18 protein-coding genes are annotated in these 17,604 nt (G+C 52.1%); 12 read left to right on the top strand and 6 right to left on the bottom strand.

Annotated elements, in window-relative coordinates; genetic code table 11:
- Positions 1-55 precede the first annotated feature (55 nt).
- Complete coding sequence (locus tag BM040_RS17600; RefSeq protein WP_092104281.1) at positions 56-889, bottom strand: helix-turn-helix domain-containing protein; 834 nt, start codon at positions 887-889, stop codon at positions 56-58.
- A gap of 225 nt (positions 890-1,114) precedes the next feature.
- On the opposite strand from BM040_RS17600, the gene BM040_RS17595 reads away from it, so the two are divergent.
- The 4 genes from BM040_RS17595 to BM040_RS17580 all read left to right on the top strand — a co-directional run bounded on the left by BM040_RS17595 (position 1,115) and on the right by BM040_RS17580 (position 4,103).
- On the top strand, positions 1,115-2,671 hold the full coding sequence (locus BM040_RS17595; RefSeq protein WP_175491108.1) for an aldehyde dehydrogenase family protein: 1,557 nt from the start codon (positions 1,115-1,117) through the stop codon (positions 2,669-2,671).
- Positions 2,672-2,746: 75 nt separating this feature from the next.
- Positions 2,747-3,097 (top strand): DUF779 domain-containing protein, encoded by a 351-nt coding sequence (locus BM040_RS17590; RefSeq protein WP_092104278.1) that lies wholly within the window; start codon positions 2,747-2,749, stop codon positions 3,095-3,097.
- 45 nt (positions 3,098-3,142) lie between these two features.
- Positions 3,143-3,337 (top strand): hypothetical protein, encoded by a 195-nt coding sequence (locus BM040_RS21595; RefSeq protein ID WP_139217840.1) that lies wholly within the window; start codon positions 3,143-3,145, stop codon positions 3,335-3,337.
- A gap of 184 nt (positions 3,338-3,521) precedes the next feature.
- Positions 3,522-4,103, top strand: a complete 582-nt coding sequence (locus BM040_RS17580) for a protoglobin domain-containing protein (RefSeq protein ID WP_092104275.1) — start codon at positions 3,522-3,524, stop codon at positions 4,101-4,103.
- A gap of 120 nt (positions 4,104-4,223) precedes the next feature.
- Here BM040_RS17580 and BM040_RS17575 read toward each other — a convergent pair whose 3' ends face one another.
- From BM040_RS17575 to BM040_RS17555, 5 genes are all read right to left on the bottom strand, one after another.
- Positions 4,224-4,679, bottom strand: a complete 456-nt coding sequence (locus BM040_RS17575) for a cold-shock protein (protein ID WP_092104272.1) — start codon at positions 4,677-4,679, stop codon at positions 4,224-4,226.
- Between the two features lie 53 nt (positions 4,680-4,732).
- Positions 4,733-4,960, bottom strand: a complete 228-nt coding sequence (locus tag BM040_RS17570; RefSeq protein ID WP_092104270.1) for a hypothetical protein — start codon at positions 4,958-4,960, stop codon at positions 4,733-4,735.
- A 102-nt stretch (positions 4,961-5,062) separates the two neighbouring features.
- Positions 5,063-5,254: a cold-shock protein gene (locus BM040_RS17565; protein WP_092104268.1), complete on the bottom strand. Its 192-nt coding sequence runs from the start codon at positions 5,252-5,254 to the stop codon at positions 5,063-5,065.
- Between the two features lie 206 nt (positions 5,255-5,460).
- The gene (locus tag BM040_RS17560; RefSeq protein WP_092104265.1) at positions 5,461-6,735 is read right to left on the bottom strand and encodes a Y-family DNA polymerase; all 1,275 of its coding nucleotides are present in this window, start codon (positions 6,733-6,735) and stop codon (positions 5,461-5,463) included.
- Positions 6,732-7,196, bottom strand: coding sequence for a LexA family protein (locus BM040_RS17555; RefSeq protein WP_092104263.1), 465 nt, complete (start codon positions 7,194-7,196; stop codon positions 6,732-6,734). Before BM040_RS17555 ends, BM040_RS17560 begins: the two co-directional genes overlap by 4 nt.
- Before the next feature lie 290 nt (positions 7,197-7,486).
- On the opposite strand from BM040_RS17555, the gene BM040_RS17550 reads away from it, so the two are divergent.
- From BM040_RS17550 to BM040_RS17515, 8 genes are all read left to right on the top strand, one after another.
- A complete protein-coding gene (locus BM040_RS17550; protein ID WP_092104261.1) occupies positions 7,487-7,864 on the top strand; it encodes a hypothetical protein in 378 nt (125 codons plus the stop codon).
- Between the two features lie 351 nt (positions 7,865-8,215).
- Positions 8,216-8,431 carry a Sec-independent protein translocase subunit TatA/TatB gene (locus BM040_RS17545; protein ID WP_092104259.1) on the top strand — a complete coding sequence of 72 codons (216 nt, stop codon included), beginning with the start codon at positions 8,216-8,218 and terminating at the stop codon, positions 8,429-8,431.
- A 115-nt stretch (positions 8,432-8,546) separates the two neighbouring features.
- Positions 8,547-9,209 (top strand): DedA family protein, encoded by a 663-nt coding sequence (locus BM040_RS17540; protein WP_092104257.1) that lies wholly within the window; start codon positions 8,547-8,549, stop codon positions 9,207-9,209.
- Between the two features lie 31 nt (positions 9,210-9,240).
- On the top strand, positions 9,241-10,674 hold the full coding sequence (locus BM040_RS17535) for a dicarboxylate/amino acid:cation symporter (protein WP_092104255.1): 1,434 nt from the start codon (positions 9,241-9,243) through the stop codon (positions 10,672-10,674).
- A 249-nt stretch (positions 10,675-10,923) separates the two neighbouring features.
- Positions 10,924-11,874 (top strand): TerC family protein, encoded by a 951-nt coding sequence (locus BM040_RS17530; protein WP_092104253.1) that lies wholly within the window; start codon positions 10,924-10,926, stop codon positions 11,872-11,874.
- Positions 11,875-12,006: 132 nt separating this feature from the next.
- Positions 12,007-13,509: a potassium/proton antiporter gene (locus tag BM040_RS17525; RefSeq protein ID WP_092104251.1), complete on the top strand. Its 1,503-nt coding sequence runs from the start codon at positions 12,007-12,009 to the stop codon at positions 13,507-13,509.
- Between the two features lie 30 nt (positions 13,510-13,539).
- Positions 13,540-14,838 carry a hemolysin family protein gene (locus tag BM040_RS17520; protein WP_092104249.1) on the top strand — a complete coding sequence of 433 codons (1,299 nt, stop codon included), beginning with the start codon at positions 13,540-13,542 and terminating at the stop codon, positions 14,836-14,838.
- 316 nt (positions 14,839-15,154) lie between these two features.
- On the top strand, positions 15,155-17,581 hold the full coding sequence (locus BM040_RS17515) for a TonB-dependent receptor (RefSeq protein ID WP_092104247.1): 2,427 nt from the start codon (positions 15,155-15,157) through the stop codon (positions 17,579-17,581).
- Positions 17,582-17,604 lie beyond the last annotated feature (23 nt).

Raw genomic sequence — 17,604 nt, 5'->3', positions numbered from 1 at the left:
TCAACAGGACAAGAAAGTATAGATACCTTCAACAGAGCCATTGCCCCGCACAACCTCATGCAGGAAAGATTCTTTCTTTGGCCTGTTTCTGGAACTGCTCCGGCGTTTGTCCGGTCATTTTTTTGAAGAACCTGCTGAAGTAGGACCTGTCTTCAAAACCAAGGCTGTAGCCAATTTCCTTTATCGTCTGTTCACTGATGATAATCTCCTTTTTGGCCTCAACTACGGTGCGTTCCTGCAGCAACTGCGTAATGGTTTTGCCGGTCTTCTGCTTCAAGATCTGGTTCAGGCGCTTGGGCGTGATGTTTAGCTTATCGGCATAAAAGCCTACGGATTTCTCTTCTCTGAAATGGTGCTCGAGCAGCAGCAGGAAATGGTACACCCGCTTCTCGTTCAGGCCCTGGCTGGTAAAGGTTTGTGCTTTATACTGCATCAGTTTTAATAGGAATGCCTTCAGCAGCGCCTTAAGCACCAGGAAGTTATTTTGCTGCTCGCCATACTCGTTCTTCAGGATGCGAAGAATGCCCTCCAGGGTCGTGGTCATATCTTCTTCCAGCAGTATGGTGGAGAAGCTACCTGCTCCTTTCCCCAGAAAAAGCCTGATGACATCCAGCGTAAACTCTTTTACCTCGTAGTCCAGCACCGACTTATGAAAGGCGATGAGTGTGCCTTTTTTACCCGACTTGGTGGGGCGCGGAGAGCGGTTGGCCGGAATCAGGTACATCCAGTCGCCTTTGATGTAGAGCGCCTCATCCTTTATAAAATGGATGGGTTCTTCATCCTTCAGCCAGGCAATCTCAAAGTAATCTTCCCGGTACGGGCTCTCGAAAAACACCTGTGGTATGGCGTTGATGGGGCTTATAAAAAACAGGTCCTTTTGCGGATTCATTGGCTGTGCTTAGTTGAGCAGATTTATACTTTCCGAGTTGCTTCTACTAGCTTTCTCATACCTGCTATACTATGAAATCATACTTTGTGGTTTCCTGGATATTTCCCTTTTGTCCTACTTTGTTGGAAGTCTGTACTACCCTTGGTGCCTGGTGTTGTTGTAAATTTGTAACAGATGCACAGACAGTTACAAGTTACATTTTTAACCATTTAAAGAAATAAAATTATGAGCACAGCAGTAGAATCAATTATTGAGAACGGAAAAGCCGAAAAGAAATTATACAAGTTTCCACAGCTGAAAGGGAAAGAGTTGCCACGCGATAACTTCATTGGCGGCCGATTTGTCCCACCAGTGAAGGGGGAGTATTTTGATAACATTTCGCCCATCAACGGGAAAGTTTTTGCGCAGGCAGCCCGTTCTACCAAGGAGGACGTGGAACTGGCGCTGGACGCAGCACATGAGGCCTTCCCAAAATGGAGCAAGACATCAGCCAAGGACCGCAGCAACACGCTGCTTCGCGTGGCCCAAACCATTGAAGACAATCTGGAATACTTGGCTACGGTTGACACCATCGACAACGGTAAGCCGATCCGGGAGACACGCGCAGCAGACCTGCCGCTCGTGATCGACCACTTTCGCTATTTTGCCGGCGTGATCCGTGCAGAGGAAGGCGGTGTTTCGGAGCACGACGAAAACACGGTGAGCATTGTATTGCACGAGCCGATTGGGGTGGTAGGGCAGATTATTCCCTGGAACTTCCCGCTGCTGATGGCCGCCTGGAAAATTGCTCCGGCGCTTGCTGCCGGTAACACGATTGTCCTGAAACCAGCAGAGCAAACCCCAACGAGTATCCTGGCCCTGATGGAGCTGATCGGTGACATTTTACCAGACGGTGTGCTGAACGTGGTGAACGGTTTCGGCGCCGAGGTGGGCAAAGCACTGGGTACTTCCCCAAGAATCAGCAAGATTGCGTTTACCGGCTCCACGGCGACAGGTAAACTGATTATGCAGTACGCCTCCGAAAACATCATTCCTTCCACCATGGAACTGGGCGGCAAGTCTCCGAACATCTTCTTCCCGTCTGTGATGGACGCCGATGACGAGTTCTTTGATAAAGCCCTGGAAGGAGCAGCGTTCTTCGCCCTGAACCAAGGTGAGATTTGTTCCGCACCAACCCGACTATTGGTGCACGAAAGTATAGCCGACGCCTTTACGGCCCGCGTGCTTGAACGTGTGAAAGCCATCAAAGCCGGAAACCCGCTGGATGGCGAGACGATGATTGGCGCGCAGGTGTCGAAACCGCAGTACGAGAAGATTCTCAACTATATCGAGATTGGTAAAGAAGAAGGAGCCGAAGTACTGGTAGGCGGCGAGGCGCAGAAGTTGGAAGGAGAATTGGCTAACGGTTACTACATCCAGCCAACCATCCTGAAAGGCCACAACAAAATGCGCGTGTTCCAGGAGGAGATCTTTGGCCCGGTGGTGGCACTGACCACATTTAAGACGACTGAGGAAGCCATTGAGATTGCCAATGATACCATCTACGGACTAGGCGCCGGCGTCTGGACACGTGACGCGCACGAAATGTACCAGGTGCCAAGAGCCATACAGGCAGGCCGTGTGTGGGTGAACCAGTACCACACTTACCCGGCGCACGCGCCGTTTGGAGGCTACAAGCAGTCGGGTTACGGCAGGGAGAACCACAAGATGATGCTCGACCATTATCGCCAGACCAAGAACATGCTCATTTCCTACGACAAGAAGAAGCAAGGCTTCTTTTAATCCAAAGTATGTCATTTATCCTGAAATCACCTGGGGCCTCCCCAGGTGATTTTTATTTAAAACTAAAACAGAAGTATGGAAAAGATAATAGCAACTGAAAAAGCAAAAGAAGTGATTGGGCAGCTGAAGGAGCGCTACGGCGAGCTGATGTTTTACATGAGTGGTGGCTGCTGCGAAGGATCGCAGCCCATGTGCTATGAGAAAGGTGAGTATAAACCCGGCTCCCGCGACGTGCTGATTGGGGAGGTGGAAGGCTGTGAGTTTTACCTGTCGGAAGAGCAGCACCAGTACTATGAGCACTCCCAACTGCTATTGGATGCGGCCCCCGGCATGGGTGGCGGCTTCTCGCTGGAAACTGTGCTGGGTATGGCGTTTAGCGTAACAACGCATGCGCTAATCGCGAGGGAGGATGGCGGAGTAGTATAGCTAGCCTGTCTTGCGTATATTTAACAAGTATAAACAGACCTAAGTATGCTGCACTTGCCTTTGTTCCCACGCCAGGTTGCCGGTAAAGCTCTCTCCGGGAAAGTACTGAAACTGGTGCCACTGTATAAGTTGAAACAAGTCAATGCACAGCCCGCTTCTTTTGCAGAAGCTTCCCCTGAATTTAGCAGCCCCGTCTGCTATGCGCATCTGAAGGGCTTCCGGGAAGGGTTTGAGGAGTAGGGGAGGCAGCCTATGCGCAGTGATGAAATAAACGACAGGATTCAGAAGTGAAGGGGCATGAAGCAAGGGGTTTACTCGTGGTTCGTGCCCCTTCACTTGTTATACTGCAATTTGAGGGCAGGCACGAGAGATATCGCGTAGAGATAAAGAATGCTGTATAAGGTGTATTTATTTATCGCATATCATGGAACAAATCAAAGGATACAGTTACGGGGATTCGGCGCTGGATAAGTCCCCTGTTACGATGCAGGACCTGGAACTGCTGAAGAAAACGCTTCTATGGAGTAAAGACGACGAGCGGTATCTGAATATGGCGGGCAAGGTGCTGCAGGATCAGACGGACCAGGTGCTGGATCTGTGGTATAACTATGTGGGCAGCCAGGAGCATTTGCTACACTACTTCACGGTGGATGGCAAGCCGAGCGAGCATTATCTCGCCGCGGTAAGAGAAAGGTTCAAGCAATGGGTGCTGGACCTGTGCAACCGCCCCTACGACCAGACATGGCTTGACTATCAGTACGAAATCGCCAAGAGGCATCACACTACCAAAAAGAACAAGACCGACAAGGTGGATTCGGTCCCCATCATACACTTCCGGTACATTGTGGCATTCATCTATCCCATCACCGCTACTATAAAAGATTTCCTGGTTAAGAAGGGAGATTCCCCGCAGGACGTGGAGGGCATGCATAATGCCTGGTTTAAGGCAGTAACCTTAACGGCGCTGCTCTGGTGTTACCCTTTTGTGCATCAGGGCGAATTTTAGCCGGGTGCGTTGCTCTATAAGGCGAATGGCAAGGCGACTATTTAAAAGTAGAGGTTTGTAAACTCGCCTTCGCCATTTGCTCTTTTCCAACTATACCGGGCTGCTATTTGTCGCCGTGGCTTACACCACAGTCTTTACATTGACAGCAATGAAGCCCTTTGGCCCCTTCTCAATCTCAAAAGTAACTTTGTCATTTTCTTTTATCGGGCTGGTCAGCTCGTTCTGATGGACAAAAATACTTTCCTGGGATTCATGGTCTTTGATAAAGCCATAGCCCTTTGACGAATTGAAATGGGTTACAGTACCCTTGCGGATCAGGTCTGCCGGATCAGGGTCCTCCTGCTTCGGCACCCCTATCTGGATATCCTCTTGCTTTACTACTTTCTTTTTCTTCGGATCCGGGGGCGTAGAGGTGATATTGCCATCATCGTCGATGTAGGCCAACATAGCATCCAGACCCTTTCCCTTGCTGGAATTGGTTCTGCGCTCCTCGCGTTTAGACTCTTTATCCTCTTTCTTCTTTTTTCGTTTTTTCTCTTTCTCTTTCTTGCTGAAGGTTTCCTGTGATCTACCCATACTTTCTTTATACTGGTTTATACTTTATACTTATTTTATCTCCCCTGAGATGCTTAGTAACGAAACAGGAAATTTGTTCCGTTGCGTATCCACTTCTCGAAGAAGGCGTTGTCGTTAAACTCGCCTGACAGTAACTCCTTTTCCGGAGCGCTTTTGCTCTCGCGGGTGTCCATGAAGCTCGTAAGAGAATCCTGGTTAATAGGAGACCATTCCCGTCCCTTTTGATGTGCCACGCACAGGTATTCCCGCGTTACTGTGTCAACAATATACTTTCTGTTCATCTTGGCTGCTGTTCTCTAAATCTGCCCATGGCTTGTCTGTTTCCGGGCGCAATAAAAAAGCCTTACATCATGTAAGGCTTTTCCTATGGGATATCTGCTAAACTAAACGCGCTTTACATTTACTGCGTTCAGTCCTTTCTTACCATCCTGAAGATCAAAAGTCACTTCGTCGTTCTGCTGGATTTCATGTATCAGACCAGATACGTGTACGAAATACTCTTGATTTGAATCTGCATCCTTAATGAACCCGAAGCCTTTCGTGTCATTGAAGAATTTTACTGTTCCTTTATTCATGTTGTTTTGTTTATTATATACCTACGACATTCTGGCAGGCATATACGTTCAATATTTTTTACAATATACGATAAAAAGCTTACAAAAACGGGATTGTTTTTGATTCGTCACTAAATGCTAACTATAACGCCTCTCAGAAAGCCTTATCCGGTGGTTCTGATACTAACAGGCGTTACCTGCCAGCTTCAGGGAGTTGCCACCAAGGCTTATCTGGCGTACACTGTCTGTATCTCGCTCAGCCGGGTAGTATAGCTAGGCGATTTAAACTCACTCTTGAGCTGCCACGAGTTGTCAACTCCCTGCGCCGCCACCCATACTTTTCCCCTGCCAAACCTGTCGGTGAGGCCGTCGACAGCCTCCATCAGCCTGCCATGCTTTTCCCTGTCCACGGTATCTAGCAGGTTAAGCTGTACCTGGCGCTCCGGCACTATCTCGGTCACGATAACCCCCGACTTCTTGAACCAGTAGCCCTCCCTGTAAATTTCCTTCAGGGCGATACCGGCATAGTGGATCAGCTCCATGTCTGAGTTAGTGGCCACGGGCAGGCAAATGGTTTTGCTGTTGTAGTATTGCCTGTCGTGCTCGGAGAAGGTGTTGGTGGTAACGAAAACGGTCACCAGCCTGGCGCAGCTTTTCTGCTGCCGTAGCTTTCTGGCGCATTTAGCGGCGTAGGAGGCGGTGGCTTCCTGCAGTTCATCCAGGGTTGTTATCTTCTTTCCAAAGCTCCTGGAGGTGCAAATGCCTTTCTTGGCCGGTAGCGCCTCCTCCAGCTCCAGGCAGGGTTCGCCCTTTAACTCTTTCTGCAGCCGCAACCCGACAATGGTCATGTGTTGCTTTACCCAGCTCTCCGGCAGGTTCGCAAAGTCGAGTGCTGTATGTATGTTATGCTTTTTCAGGAACTTGGCGTATTGCCTGCCGATGCCCCACACATCCTCAATTTTAGTTGCCTCCAGGGCTTTCTGAATATGGCGCGGCTCGGTTAGCACCAGCACCCCGCCCGCCTTTACCGATTTCTTGGAGAGCCGGTTGGCTATCTTGGCCAGCGCCTTGGTGGGGGCCACGCCCAGGCTCACCGGGATACCCGTCCACTGCTGCACCGTGCGCTTTATTGTCTTGGCGTAGGAGGGAAGGTCCACCCCGTACAGGGCGCCAAGGTCCAGAAAGCATTCGTCAATAGAGTATACTTCCACGTTGGGTGTAAACAGCGACAGCGTCTGCATAACCCGGTTGCTCATGTCGCCATACAGCACGTAGTTGGAGGAAAAGACATGCACCAGCCCGTGCTCGGCCAGGTTTCTGATCTTAAAGTATGGCTCGCCCATCGGAATGCCCAGGGCCTTTGCCTCGCTGCTGCGCGCAATCACGCAGCCGTCGTTGTTGCTGAGCACCACCACCGGCTTGCCCTCCAGCGAGGGGTCGAATACCCGCTCGCAGGAGGCGTAGAAGTTGTTGCAGTCGCACAGGGCAAAAAGCGATGTCATAGCTTTACAGGTTTGTGTAGCACCCACACCACCACGCCCCACACCCGCATGTCCATCTCCTCGGTTACTTCTATAGGCTTAAAAGCGGGGTTGGCTGGCATGAGAAAGGCCTTGTCTCCAGCCTTCTTAAAGGTCTTAACAGTAAACTCCCCGTTCAGAAAACACACCACCGGAACCCCGTCAGCTGCTTTCAGGGACCTGTCTATCACTAGAATGTCGCCGTCGTGGATGTTAGCCTCTTCCATGGAGGAGCCTTTCACGCGCATCATAAAGGTGGAGGTAGGGTTCTGCACCAGGTATTTCCCCAGGTCGATGCGGTCCTCCAGGTAATCATCGCTCGGGCTCGGAAAGCCGCACTCTACATACGAGTAGAAAAAGGGTATCTCTATGTCGCCCAGTAAATCAAAGTCAAGGGGCTCAAGTAAATGCGATGCAATAGGGACAATTTTTGCGCTGCACATATCAATTTATACTTTATGTTGTGCTAATATAGTTAGCAAATACGGAATTAAAGTAGATAAAAGCTAAATATATTAGTTTAATTGCTGAGAGCAAGGCGGACTGAGCAAGATAACACAGTGTATCCAAGAGGAGACTTGCCTGTGTTTGCTGAGGCTATTTGACCCGTTAGTATAAGCCTATGCGCTGGTTTTAAGAAGAGGGTAGGCTGTATGTTACCGAAGAAGCGCGATAAAAATTATCTTTCCGGTGCTGCATTGTTGTAAAATGTGCTATTTTTGTAGCAGTGTCCATGCCTGTTATCAAGAACATACCCTGTCTTTCGAAGCAATTTGTGTTGCTTTTTTCACTGTTTTGGGCATTTTTGCTCTGCGGGCAGGGGAGCCAGGCCTATGCCCTGGGTGCACCTGAAAGCCAGGTAAGCTCCCGGGGAGAGACCTTATCAGAAACCTCCGATACCTCTGAGCTGAGTATGGGAGATTTGCAGCTGGCTGAGGATGCTACCACTTCCTCAGGCTCGGTTAAGCCGCAGCAGGCCGAAGTATTCGGTAACTTCACGGCATTCCGGGCTCCCACTGATGAGAAAATTCCTCCTTATGCTGCCAGAGCACCGGGACAGAGCTTTCTGAACAGAATTTTCCCTACTACCATTCAGCCTAACGCTCCCTAGTTTCCCCATCTCCTTTTTTGTGCTGACTACAGGCCTGTAGTTACATAAAGCTAATTCTCATTTTCTGCTATTGCGGTGCAGGTTATACAGCCTCTGTGCTTGCCGTATGGAATGTTGGTGCCTGCAAAACGACCAGAGAAGGTGCGATCTATCAGTTGATAATCAGCTGATCGGATTAGCGATACTGGTCCTGTGTGCCGCAAATAGCTGCTCTTTGTGCTCGTTTCTGCAAACGCTCCTGGTGTTTTTTGCTGCAGGAGAAGCAGAAGCAGCCCAGCTCTGACGCATATCTGCGAGGAGCTCCTTTATACTTGCTTAAAATATTATCACTTAAAAACCATACTTATACTTATGGCTTACCCATCAATTTTCGCCTTCATAGGAGGCGTTGGCGGTACCGAGATGGTACTCATTCTTTTCGCGATTCTGTTGCTTTTCGGAGCCAAGCGCATTCCTGAACTGGCACGCGGCCTTGGGCGCGGCATCCGGGAGTTTAAGGATGCCACCAACGAGATAAAAAGCGACCTGGAAAACTCGATAAACGACAAAAACCAGGATAAAAAGTAAAGGCCGGTAAAGCTGGAAGTGCTGCAGGTATGGTGGTAGGGGCCAATAGGCGCCGGCTGCCATACCTGCTCAGCGCCCGAAGGCAGGGCGAACGCTCCTCTAAAGCTTCTTAAAAATGGAAATACTCCGGTTCTTAATAGATTTTATACTTCATATCGATCAGCACCTGGTGGAGCTGGTGCGGGAGTATCATACCTGGATTTACCTGATCCTGTTTCTGATCGTGTTCTGCGAAACGGGCCTGGTGGTGACGCCCTTCCTGCCCGGCGACTCGCTGTTGTTCGCGGTAGGTGCCCTTGCTGCGGTTCCGTCCTCGGAGCTGAGTCTGCCTCTGCTGATAAGCTTGCTTATTGTGGCGGCTATTCTCGGCGATTCCTTTAACTATTACACAGGGTCCAAAATCGGGAGCCGCATCTACTTGCGCGATTACTGGTTCATGCGACGTTCTCACATCGACCAGACCCAGCGCTTTTACGAGCGCTACGGCGGCCGCACCATTATCTATGCCCGCTTTGTGCCCATTGTGCGCACTTTTGCCCCCTTTGTGGCGGGGGTGGGGCAGATGGACTACAGAAGGTTCCTGTTCTTCAACGTGATAGGTGCCCTGGTGTGGGTAATCTTCTTCACGATGATGGGCTACCTGTTTGGCAACATGCCGGTGGTAAAAGACAACTTTTCCCTGCTGATTCTGGCCATCATCGTGCTTTCCATGGCCCCGCCCGTTGTGGGGGCAATCAAAAGCCACCTCAACAGAAAGAAAAAGACGCTTGCCAATTAACCCCACGATTTAAAGGTCAACCAATTTTTTTATGAAAAAATTATCGATTTTTACCTGGGCCGCTATCCTTAGCATTACGGTGGTGGCCATTGTCAATGTGCTACAGCAGTATGGGGTGCTGGCCCTTCCGGAAGAGGTGCTCAGGGTGGTGCGCTGGATGTGTATTGCCGTGCTGGTTGCTTTGGGGGTGCGGAAACGCTCCCTTACTGTCTGGATCCTGATCAGCATGGTGGTGGGTGCTGAGATCGGCTACGATTTCCCGGAGGTGGCCACTAGCCTGAACGTGCTAAGCAAGGTTTTCCTCAAGCTGATCAAGACCATCATCGCGCCGCTGATCTTTGCCACGCTGGTGGTGGGCATTGCCGGGCACGCCAACCTGAAACAGGTGGGAAGTATGGGATGGAAGGCCCTGCTATACTTTGAGGTGGTAACTACGCTGGCCCTGTTTATAGGTCTGGCAGCCATTAACATAAGCAAAGCTGGTGTAGGCATCGATGCTGGCCTGGCCCAGACCCATGAGGAAATACAGGCAGTGCCCGCACAGACCACGTCTGAGATCATCCTGCACGTTTTCCCGGAGAACATCGCCAAGTCTATTGCCGAGGGCCAGGTGCTGCAGATCGTGGTTTTCAGTGTGATATTTGCGATTGCCCTGGCCATGGTGCCGGAGAAGAAGCGCAAGCCCATGCTCGATTTTTGCGAGAGCCTTGCCGAGGTCATGTTCAAGTTCACCAAGATCATCATGTACTTCGCACCGGTGGGCGTAGGAGCTGCTATTGCCTACACGGTGGGGCATATGGGCTTTGGCATACTGCTGAACCTGTTCCAGCTGCTGGCCACGCTGTATGTGGCGCTGCTGGCGTTTGCGGTGCTGGTGCTGCTGCCGATTGCCCTGATTGCGCGGGTGCCGGTAAAGCGGTTTCTGCAGGCTATCTCAGGGCCGGTTTCTATTGCCTTTGCCACTACCAGCTCGGAGGCAGCCCTGCCCCGTGCCATGGAGGAGATGGAGAAACTGGGGGTGCCACGGCGTATAGTGGCCTTTGTGATGCCGACGGGCTACAGCTTTAACCTGGACGGGACGACGCTGTACCTGGCGCTGGCCTCAGTGTTCGTGGCCCAGGCCGCAGGGGTGGACCTGTCGCTGGAGCAGCAGCTGGTGATTGTGTTTACGCTCATGCTCACCTCCAAAGGGGTGGCCGGCGTGCCGCGCGCTTCGCTGGTGATTCTGCTGGGAACAGTTGCCTCGTTTAACCTGCCTGTGTGGCCGGTATTTGCCATCCTGGGTATAGACGAACTGATGGACATGGCCCGTACCTCTGTGAATGTGACCGGTAACTGCCTGGCTACTGCCGTGGTAGCCCGGTGGGAAGGTGAGTTTGACCCGCAGCCGGAGGTTGGGTTGGTAGAGACAACAAACCCTGAAGCTGAACCTTTAGTTGAACAAGAAAGCAAGATACATGTTTAGGGTGCAAATGAAGCCATTTTCTGAAGCCGGGCTTGTACATGGGCAGCGCCTTCCAAAGGTTCCCCGACACAGCCCCCAATTGTCTGATATAGTGAAAAGGGCTGCGCTAAGAGCAAGCGCAGCTGCAACACTTTTTTAGCAGTATAGGCGAATTTTGCCATTTAAAGTAGCTCAGGTTGATGTAACTTAGAGCCGTAATCCTAAAAAGTAACTAAACTCAGGCTCTTTGCGGGCCATCTCCTTTAGAAAATGGATAGTAATTTATCGTTCTGGATCTTCTTTAATTTATTTGTGATAGTAATGCTGGTGTTGGACCTTTTCGTCTTTCACCGGAAGCCACACGCGGTAACGCTGAAGGAGGCCCTGCTGACGAGCTTGTTCTGGATAGTGCTGGCCCTTGGGTTTAATGTGCTGGTGTACTACTGGCGCGGCGAGCAGGCGGCCATGGAATTTCTGACGGGCTACCTGATAGAAAAGTCGCTGAGCGTCGATAACCTTTTCGTGTTTATACTTATATTCGGCTACTTTGGTGTGCCGCTGAAGTATCAGCATAACCTCTTGTTCTGGGGTGTGTTCGGGGCACTGGTGCTCAGGGCTATCTTTATACTTGTAGGTGTGGCTTTGATCACGAAGTTCCACTTCCTCATCTACATACTGGGTGCCTTCCTAATATACACCGGCATTAAGATGGGCATGAGCAAGGGGGCCGAGGTAGACCCGGCGGATAACCCGCTGGTGAAGTGGGCCAGCCGCCACCTGCCCATCACCAAATCGGCGGTAGGCGGCAAGTTCTTTACCAAAGTAAACGGTAAATGGCATGCCACTCCTATGTTCCTGGTACTGATCATGATCGAGAGTACGGACGTGGTATTTGCGGTTGATTCCATACCGGCTATCCTGGCCATCTCAAAGGATCCGTTTATCGTTTATACTTCTAACGTGTTTGCGTTGCTGGGCCTCAGGGCCTTATACTTTGCCCTGGCCGGAATTATGCAGCTGTTCCACTACCTGCATTACGGGCTGTCGGTTATACTTGCCTTTATTGGTGTAAAGCTGCTGATCAGCGATTTTTATAAAATCGATATGGGGTACGCGCTGATGGCAGTAGGGGCCATTCTGGCCATTTCCGTCATCGCCTCGCTGCTCTTCCCGAAGAAAGACAGCGAACTGCCCACGCCGCCCAAACCAGACGAAGAGTAGGGTAATGGCTGCCGCATAAGGTGGCGGGCTGCTTCAGGGTCAGGCACGAGGCTGCCTATGAGATGCAAATGACGTGACGGCAAACCAGACAAGTAAACAAGGGAAATAATGTACATAACTTAAAAACAGCTAATGACAGTATCAGTAGAATTGGTTCTATTCGGGGTGTCCATCCTCTTCTTTCTAAGTATATTGGCCGGAAAGGCCGGCTATAAGTTTGGCGTACCTGCCTTGCTGCTCTTCTTATCGGTGGGCATGCTTTCAGGGAGTGATGGACTGGGAATTCAATTTGAAAATATATACGTAGCGCAGACCATCGGTACGGTGGCGCTCTGTATCATCCTCTTCTCGGGAGGGATGGATACCAAAATAGCTGACATACGCCCCATTATGGCGCAGGGGGTGGTTCTGGCCACCTTCGGCGTACTGGTAACCGCCTTACTGACCGGCGTGCTTATCTGGTGGATACTGGGCATGACCTTGCCCTCCGCCGGCATAGGGCTAGCCACCGCGCTGCTGCTGGCTGCTACGATGTCGTCCACCGACTCGGCCTCTGTATTTTCCATACTTCGCTCCAAAGGGTTGAACCTGAAAAACAACCTGCGCCCGATGCTGGAGCTGGAAAGCGGCAGTAACGACCCGATGGCCTATATCCTCACCATCACGCTGATCGAGATTATTAAAATAGAATCCGGGGTAAGCTACTGGGCTGCCGGCGGTATGCTGGTGATGCAGCTGGCCATCGGAGCCATCGCCGGTTACCTGCTCGGCAAGTTGGCCGTGCGGGCCATCAACTACCTGCAGATCGACAACGCCTCGCTTTACCCCATTTTGGTGTTTACGTTCTGTATCTTCATTTTCTCCTTCACCTACTTTATTAAGGGCAACGGCTTCCTGGCGGTTTACATCGGAGGACTTGTTATCGGTAACTCCAAGTTTGTGCATAAGCGCTCTTCGCTCAATTTCTTCGACGGCATGGCCTGGATGAGCCAGCTCCTGATGTTCCTTACGCTGGGCTTGCTGGTAAACCCGCGCGAGCTTGTTCCCATCATCATACCCGGCCTTTTAATAAGCATCCTGATGATTTTCGTGACGCGCCCGCTCAGCGTGTTTCTGTGCCTGGCGCCTTTCCGTAAAATGGGTATCAAGGATAAACTGTTTATATCATGGGTAGGGCTGAGAGGGGCAGTGCCGATCATCTTCGCGATTCTGCCACTGGCAGAAGGTGTGCCTCATGCCCGGCTGATGTTCAACATCGTGTTCTTCTGTACGCTGGTATCGCTGGTCGTGCAGGGCACCTCACTTTCTAAAATGGCCGTGTGGTTGGGGCTGGCCGATAAGCCTGATGAGCTACAGAAACTGAAGGACTTCGATGTAGAGTTCTCTGACGAGATAAAGTCTGTGATGACGGAGATGCGGGTAACGGCGGCGGCCTTTAAAGACGGAAACCGCCTGATGGACCTGCCCCTGCCTGACAAGACACTGGCCGTAATGGTGAAGCGGGAAGGGAAGTATTTCGTGCCTAAAGGCAGTACAGAGCTGCAGGAAAGCGATGTGCTCCTCCTGATAACCGATGATCAGCAGGCGCTGATGGAGACCATGCGGGGGATGGGCGTAGCCGGCACGACGGCCTAAACAAACATACGCTAGATCTGCAGAAAACTTATGGAAATCCTCATTCTGGTTCTTTTAACGCTGCTTAACGGCTTTTTCGCCCTTTCGGAGCTATCTATTATATCAGTCAACAAAAGCAGAATTGCCGAGAAAGCCCAGCAGGGGAACCGCAAGGCCCAGACGGTGCAGCGGCTGCTGGAGTCTCCCGAAGACTTCCTCTCGGCCATCCAGGTGGGCATCACGCTGATCGGTATCATCACAGGTGCTTATGGCGGGGCCGCCTTGTCGGACGACGCCAGCCAGTTAATTAGCCGATCTGCCTTCCTGGCGCCGTATGCGGATACCCTCGCCATTGTACTGGTGGTGAGCGTGATTACGTATTTCTCTATTGTGGTAGGGGAGTTGATTCCTAAGACCCTGGCCCTTGCCAACGCCGATACCATTGCCCTGACGGTGGCACCCATTATCAACGTCTTTGCCACTATCACCAAGCCTCTGGTGCACCTGCTGTCAGGTTCCACCAGCTTTGTGACAAAGGCGCTGGGGGTGAAGGAGCCGTCGGAGGAGAAGCTGTCGGCAGGGGAGATACGCCAAATCATCAAGACTGCCGGACGGCAGGGGGTGCTGGCCAAGGATGACCTGGTGCTGCACCAGAATATCTTCACCTTCTCGGGGCAGCGCGCCAAAAACCTGCGCACGCACCGCATGGAGGTGGAGTACGTGGATATCAACCAACCCCTGGAGGCGATAAAGGAAGTGGTGCAGCAAAGCGGCCATACCAAGTTCCCCGCCGTGAGCGGCAGCTTCGACAATGTGGTGGGCATTCTGACGGCCAAGCGCTTTTACGAGTACCTGGCGGAGGAGTCGGAAGCGCCCCTGGAGAGTATTTTGCAGGAGCCTATTTATGTACCCGAAACCATGCTGGCCAGTGCCGTACTGAACGTGTTTAAGCGGCAAAAGCAGTACCTGGGGATTGTGGTGGATGAGTATGGCACCGTGGAGGGCATTATCACCCTGCATGATATTCTGGAAGCCATTGTGGGTGATTTACCGGACCTGGAGGAGGTGGAAGAACAGGAGATCGTGGCACGGGAGGATGGCTCCTTGCTAATAAACGGTTCCATAGAGCTGATCGAGCTGAACAGGGCACTGCGGCAGGAGCTGTTTGCCGAGCACAGCGACCATTATGCTACTCTGGCCGGCTTTATCGTGTATACGCTGGGCAGGCTGCCCGCCACCGGCGACAAGCTGCAGTACGAAGGGTACGACCTGGAGGTAGTTGACATGGACGGGCACAGGGTGGACAAGGTGTTGCTGGCGAAGCGAGACACTGCTCAACCCGTTTCCTAGATCCTGCTTCTGTTAACTTTACCCGCGCATCTCCGGTGAAGTATAAAAACCCTGAGCCATACTTCAGGCAATCGCAAAAAACACATTCATGCTTTAAGAGCTTCACCAGCCAAGCCTTTGCAGCCTGCAAAGGCTTGTTTTGTTTAAGGCTTACCGTTGGGTTTATACTTCCGTGAGCTGGTTGCAGTGGCGGGGCAGCCTTGAGAAAGTATAATCTTTGCAGCAAGCAGAGGTTTTGGTGTTTAAAAAATATGTGTTTCTGTTAAACAAAATAACCGGAAGCGTGTAGTATAAACACTAAAATAAAAAGTGAATTATGAGGCTGCTGTTTATACTTGCTTTGCTACTGCCCACGCTAACCCTTGCCCAAACAGGCATCATCACCGGCACGGTACGGGACCGGAACACCCAGGAGCCCCTCATCGGGGTGTCGGTGCAGGTGGCGGGAACGCAACTGGGCACGGTGAGCAACGAACAAGGCGCTTTCAGGATAGAGGGTATACCGGTGGGCAGCTATACGGTGCAGAGTTCTTACATCGGGTATCAGCCGCAGTCCAGGTTCAACGTTAACATAACGGTGGGCAACGTGCAGATCCTTAACTTCGAGCTGGCACCGGCCACCAGCCAGTTGCAGCAGGTGGAGGTGGTGGCCAACCGCCGGCAAAGCGCCGCTGTAGCCGACCTGATTACGCCGCTCTCGGTGCAGAGCCTTACCACAGAGGAAATCCGCAGCAACCCCGGCGGTAACTTTGATATCTCAAAGGTGGTGCAGGTGCTACCGGGCGTGGCTACCAACGGTACCAGCGGCGGCCGCAACGACCTAATCATTCGTGGCGGCGCGCCCAACGAAAACGTGTACTACCTCGATGGCATCGAAATCCCGCTCATCAATCACTTCTCCACCCAGGGCAGTTCCGGCGGGGCCACGGGCATCCTGAACGTTTCGTTTGTAGAAGACCTGAAAGTAAGCTCCTCGGCTTTTGACGCACGTTACGACAATGCGCTGGCCTCCGTGTTTGAGTTCAGGCAGCGCTATGGCAACCCCGAGCGTTTTTCGGGCAACGTGCGGCTGAGCGGTTCAGAGTTCGCCACCACGCTGGAAGGACCGGTGGGGGCAAAAACGACGTACCTCGTGTCGGCGCGCCGTTCCTACCTGCAGTTTTTGTTCAAGCTGCTCGATTTGCCCATCCGCCCAAACTACTGGGATTTCCAGTACAAAGTAGACCACAAGCTAAACGATAAAACCTCCATTTCCTTTATTGGGGTAGGGGCCATTGATGACTTCTCGTTTGGCGTGCCGCGCGAAAGCACCCCGGAAAACGAGTACATCCTGCGCTCTACGCCTTACATCAACCAGTGGAACTATACCACGGGTGTGGCCGTGAAAAGGCTCATCACCGATGGCTATGTGAACCTGGCTCTGAGCCGCAACGCTTTCGACAACTCCCTGGACAAGTATGAGGCTGCCGAAGAAGGAGAGAACCAAGCATATACCTTGAAAACCAATTCACGGGAAACGGAAAACAAGCTGCGGCTGGACGTGAACAAGTATAAAAACGGGTGGCGCTATGCTTATGGTGTGTCGGGGCAGTATGCGCAGTTTACGAACGACATTTTCAGCGTGATCCGCAAAGAGCTGCGCGACGAGCAGAACAACCTGGTGCAGCCGGGCGTGACGCTGGACTACAACACGAACCTGGACTTTTTCCGCTACGGCGCCTTTGGGCAGGTGTCCAAGTCGGTGCTGGATAACAAACTGGGGCTGTCGCTGGGCATCCGCACCGACATGAACTCCTTTACCGAGGATGGTAACAACCCGCTGAAAACGCTGTCACCGCGTTTAGCCATTTCTTACCTGCTCAACGATAAATGGACGGTAAATGCCTCGTCGGGCATTTACTACAAGCTGCCTATTTATACCGTGTTGGGCTACCAGGAGGACGGCCAGTACCTGAACAAGCAGGCCGATTACACCCGCTCCATCCATTACGTGCTCGGTACGGAGTTTCTGCCGCGCCAGGATTTGCGCTTTACGCTGGAAACCTTCTACAAAGACTACAGCAACTACCCGGTGTCCGTTCGGGATGGCATTTCGTTGGCAAACCAGGGCGGCGACTTTGGCGCGATTGGCAACGAGGCAGTCGTGACGAACGGTAAGGGCCGGGCTTACGGGGCTGAGTTTTACCTGCAGAAAAAGCTGACGGGCACCGTGTTCTCGGTGCTGTCTTATACCTATGTGGTGAGCGAGTTTGCCGGACTGGATGGACGTTACGTGTCCAGCGCCTGGGATTACCGCCACCTGGTGTCGGGGCTGGTGGGCAAGAAGCTGCCGCGCAACTGGGAGTTCGGAGCTAAGTATCGATATGCTGGCGGTGCGCCTGCTACGCCTTTCGACCTGGAAGCCTCGCGCCGCAATTATGCCTCGCTGGGGGTAGGTATTCTGGATTACAGCCGCTTGAACTCCGAGCGCCTGCAGCCTTTCAGCCAGCTCGACGTGCGCATCGACAAGAAGTGGAACTTCAACCGCATCACCCTCGACCTGTTCCTGGACATTGCCAACGTGCTGGGCAGCAACACGCCAGGTTTTGACCGTTATACCTTCCAGCGCAACGAAAGCAACACCGGCTTTGCCACCACCGACGGCAACCCGCTGCGCCTGGACGGCAGCAACGCCATTCCGGTGGTACTGGAAAATACCGATGGCAACCTGGTACCCACGCTGGGCTTTATCGTTGAGTTCTAAAAGCCTTGCGTAAAGTATAAACC

This window comes from Pontibacter chinhatensis (assembly GCF_900113285.1).
Taxonomy (GTDB): Bacteria; Bacteroidota; Bacteroidia; order Cytophagales; family Hymenobacteraceae; genus Pontibacter; species Pontibacter chinhatensis.
The sequence above is the reverse complement of the archived record's forward strand: the minus strand, read 5'-3'. Positions and strand labels throughout refer to the sequence as shown.

Bases quoted from the DNA above. Each gene is read 5' to 3' on its own strand.
- BM040_RS17565 (WP_092104268.1), bottom strand. From the start codon at position 5,254: ATGAATAAAGGAACAGTAAAATTCTTCAATGACACGAAAGGCTTCGGG.
- BM040_RS17575 (WP_092104272.1), bottom strand. From the start codon at position 4,679: ATGGGTAGATCACAGGAAACCTTCAGCAAGAAAGAGAAAGAGAAAAAA.
- BM040_RS17515 (WP_092104247.1), top strand. From the start codon at position 15,155: ATGAGGCTGCTGTTTATACTTGCTTTGCTACTGCCCACGCTAACCCTT.
- BM040_RS17555 (WP_092104263.1), bottom strand. From the start codon at position 7,196: ATGTGCAGCGCAAAAATTGTCCCTATTGCATCGCATTTACTTGAGCCC.
- BM040_RS17595 (WP_175491108.1), top strand. From the start codon at position 1,115: ATGAGCACAGCAGTAGAATCAATTATTGAGAACGGAAAAGCCGAAAAG.
- BM040_RS17520 (WP_092104249.1), top strand. From the start codon at position 13,540: ATGGAAATCCTCATTCTGGTTCTTTTAACGCTGCTTAACGGCTTTTTC.
- BM040_RS17545 (WP_092104259.1), top strand. From the start codon at position 8,216: ATGGCTTACCCATCAATTTTCGCCTTCATAGGAGGCGTTGGCGGTACC.
- BM040_RS21595 (WP_139217840.1), top strand. From the start codon at position 3,143: ATGCTGCACTTGCCTTTGTTCCCACGCCAGGTTGCCGGTAAAGCTCTC.
- BM040_RS17560 (WP_092104265.1), bottom strand. From the start codon at position 6,735: ATGACATCGCTTTTTGCCCTGTGCGACTGCAACAACTTCTACGCCTCC.
- BM040_RS17550 (WP_092104261.1), top strand. From the start codon at position 7,487: ATGCCTGTTATCAAGAACATACCCTGTCTTTCGAAGCAATTTGTGTTG.
- BM040_RS17580 (WP_092104275.1), top strand. From the start codon at position 3,522: ATGGAACAAATCAAAGGATACAGTTACGGGGATTCGGCGCTGGATAAG.
- BM040_RS17535 (WP_092104255.1), top strand. From the start codon at position 9,241: ATGAAAAAATTATCGATTTTTACCTGGGCCGCTATCCTTAGCATTACG.
- BM040_RS17600 (WP_092104281.1), bottom strand. From the start codon at position 889: ATGAATCCGCAAAAGGACCTGTTTTTTATAAGCCCCATCAACGCCATA.
- BM040_RS17525 (WP_092104251.1), top strand. From the start codon at position 12,007: ATGACAGTATCAGTAGAATTGGTTCTATTCGGGGTGTCCATCCTCTTC.
- BM040_RS17590 (WP_092104278.1), top strand. From the start codon at position 2,747: ATGGAAAAGATAATAGCAACTGAAAAAGCAAAAGAAGTGATTGGGCAG.
- BM040_RS17540 (WP_092104257.1), top strand. From the start codon at position 8,547: ATGGAAATACTCCGGTTCTTAATAGATTTTATACTTCATATCGATCAG.
- BM040_RS17570 (WP_092104270.1), bottom strand. From the start codon at position 4,960: ATGAACAGAAAGTATATTGTTGACACAGTAACGCGGGAATACCTGTGC.
- BM040_RS17530 (WP_092104253.1), top strand. From the start codon at position 10,924: ATGGATAGTAATTTATCGTTCTGGATCTTCTTTAATTTATTTGTGATA.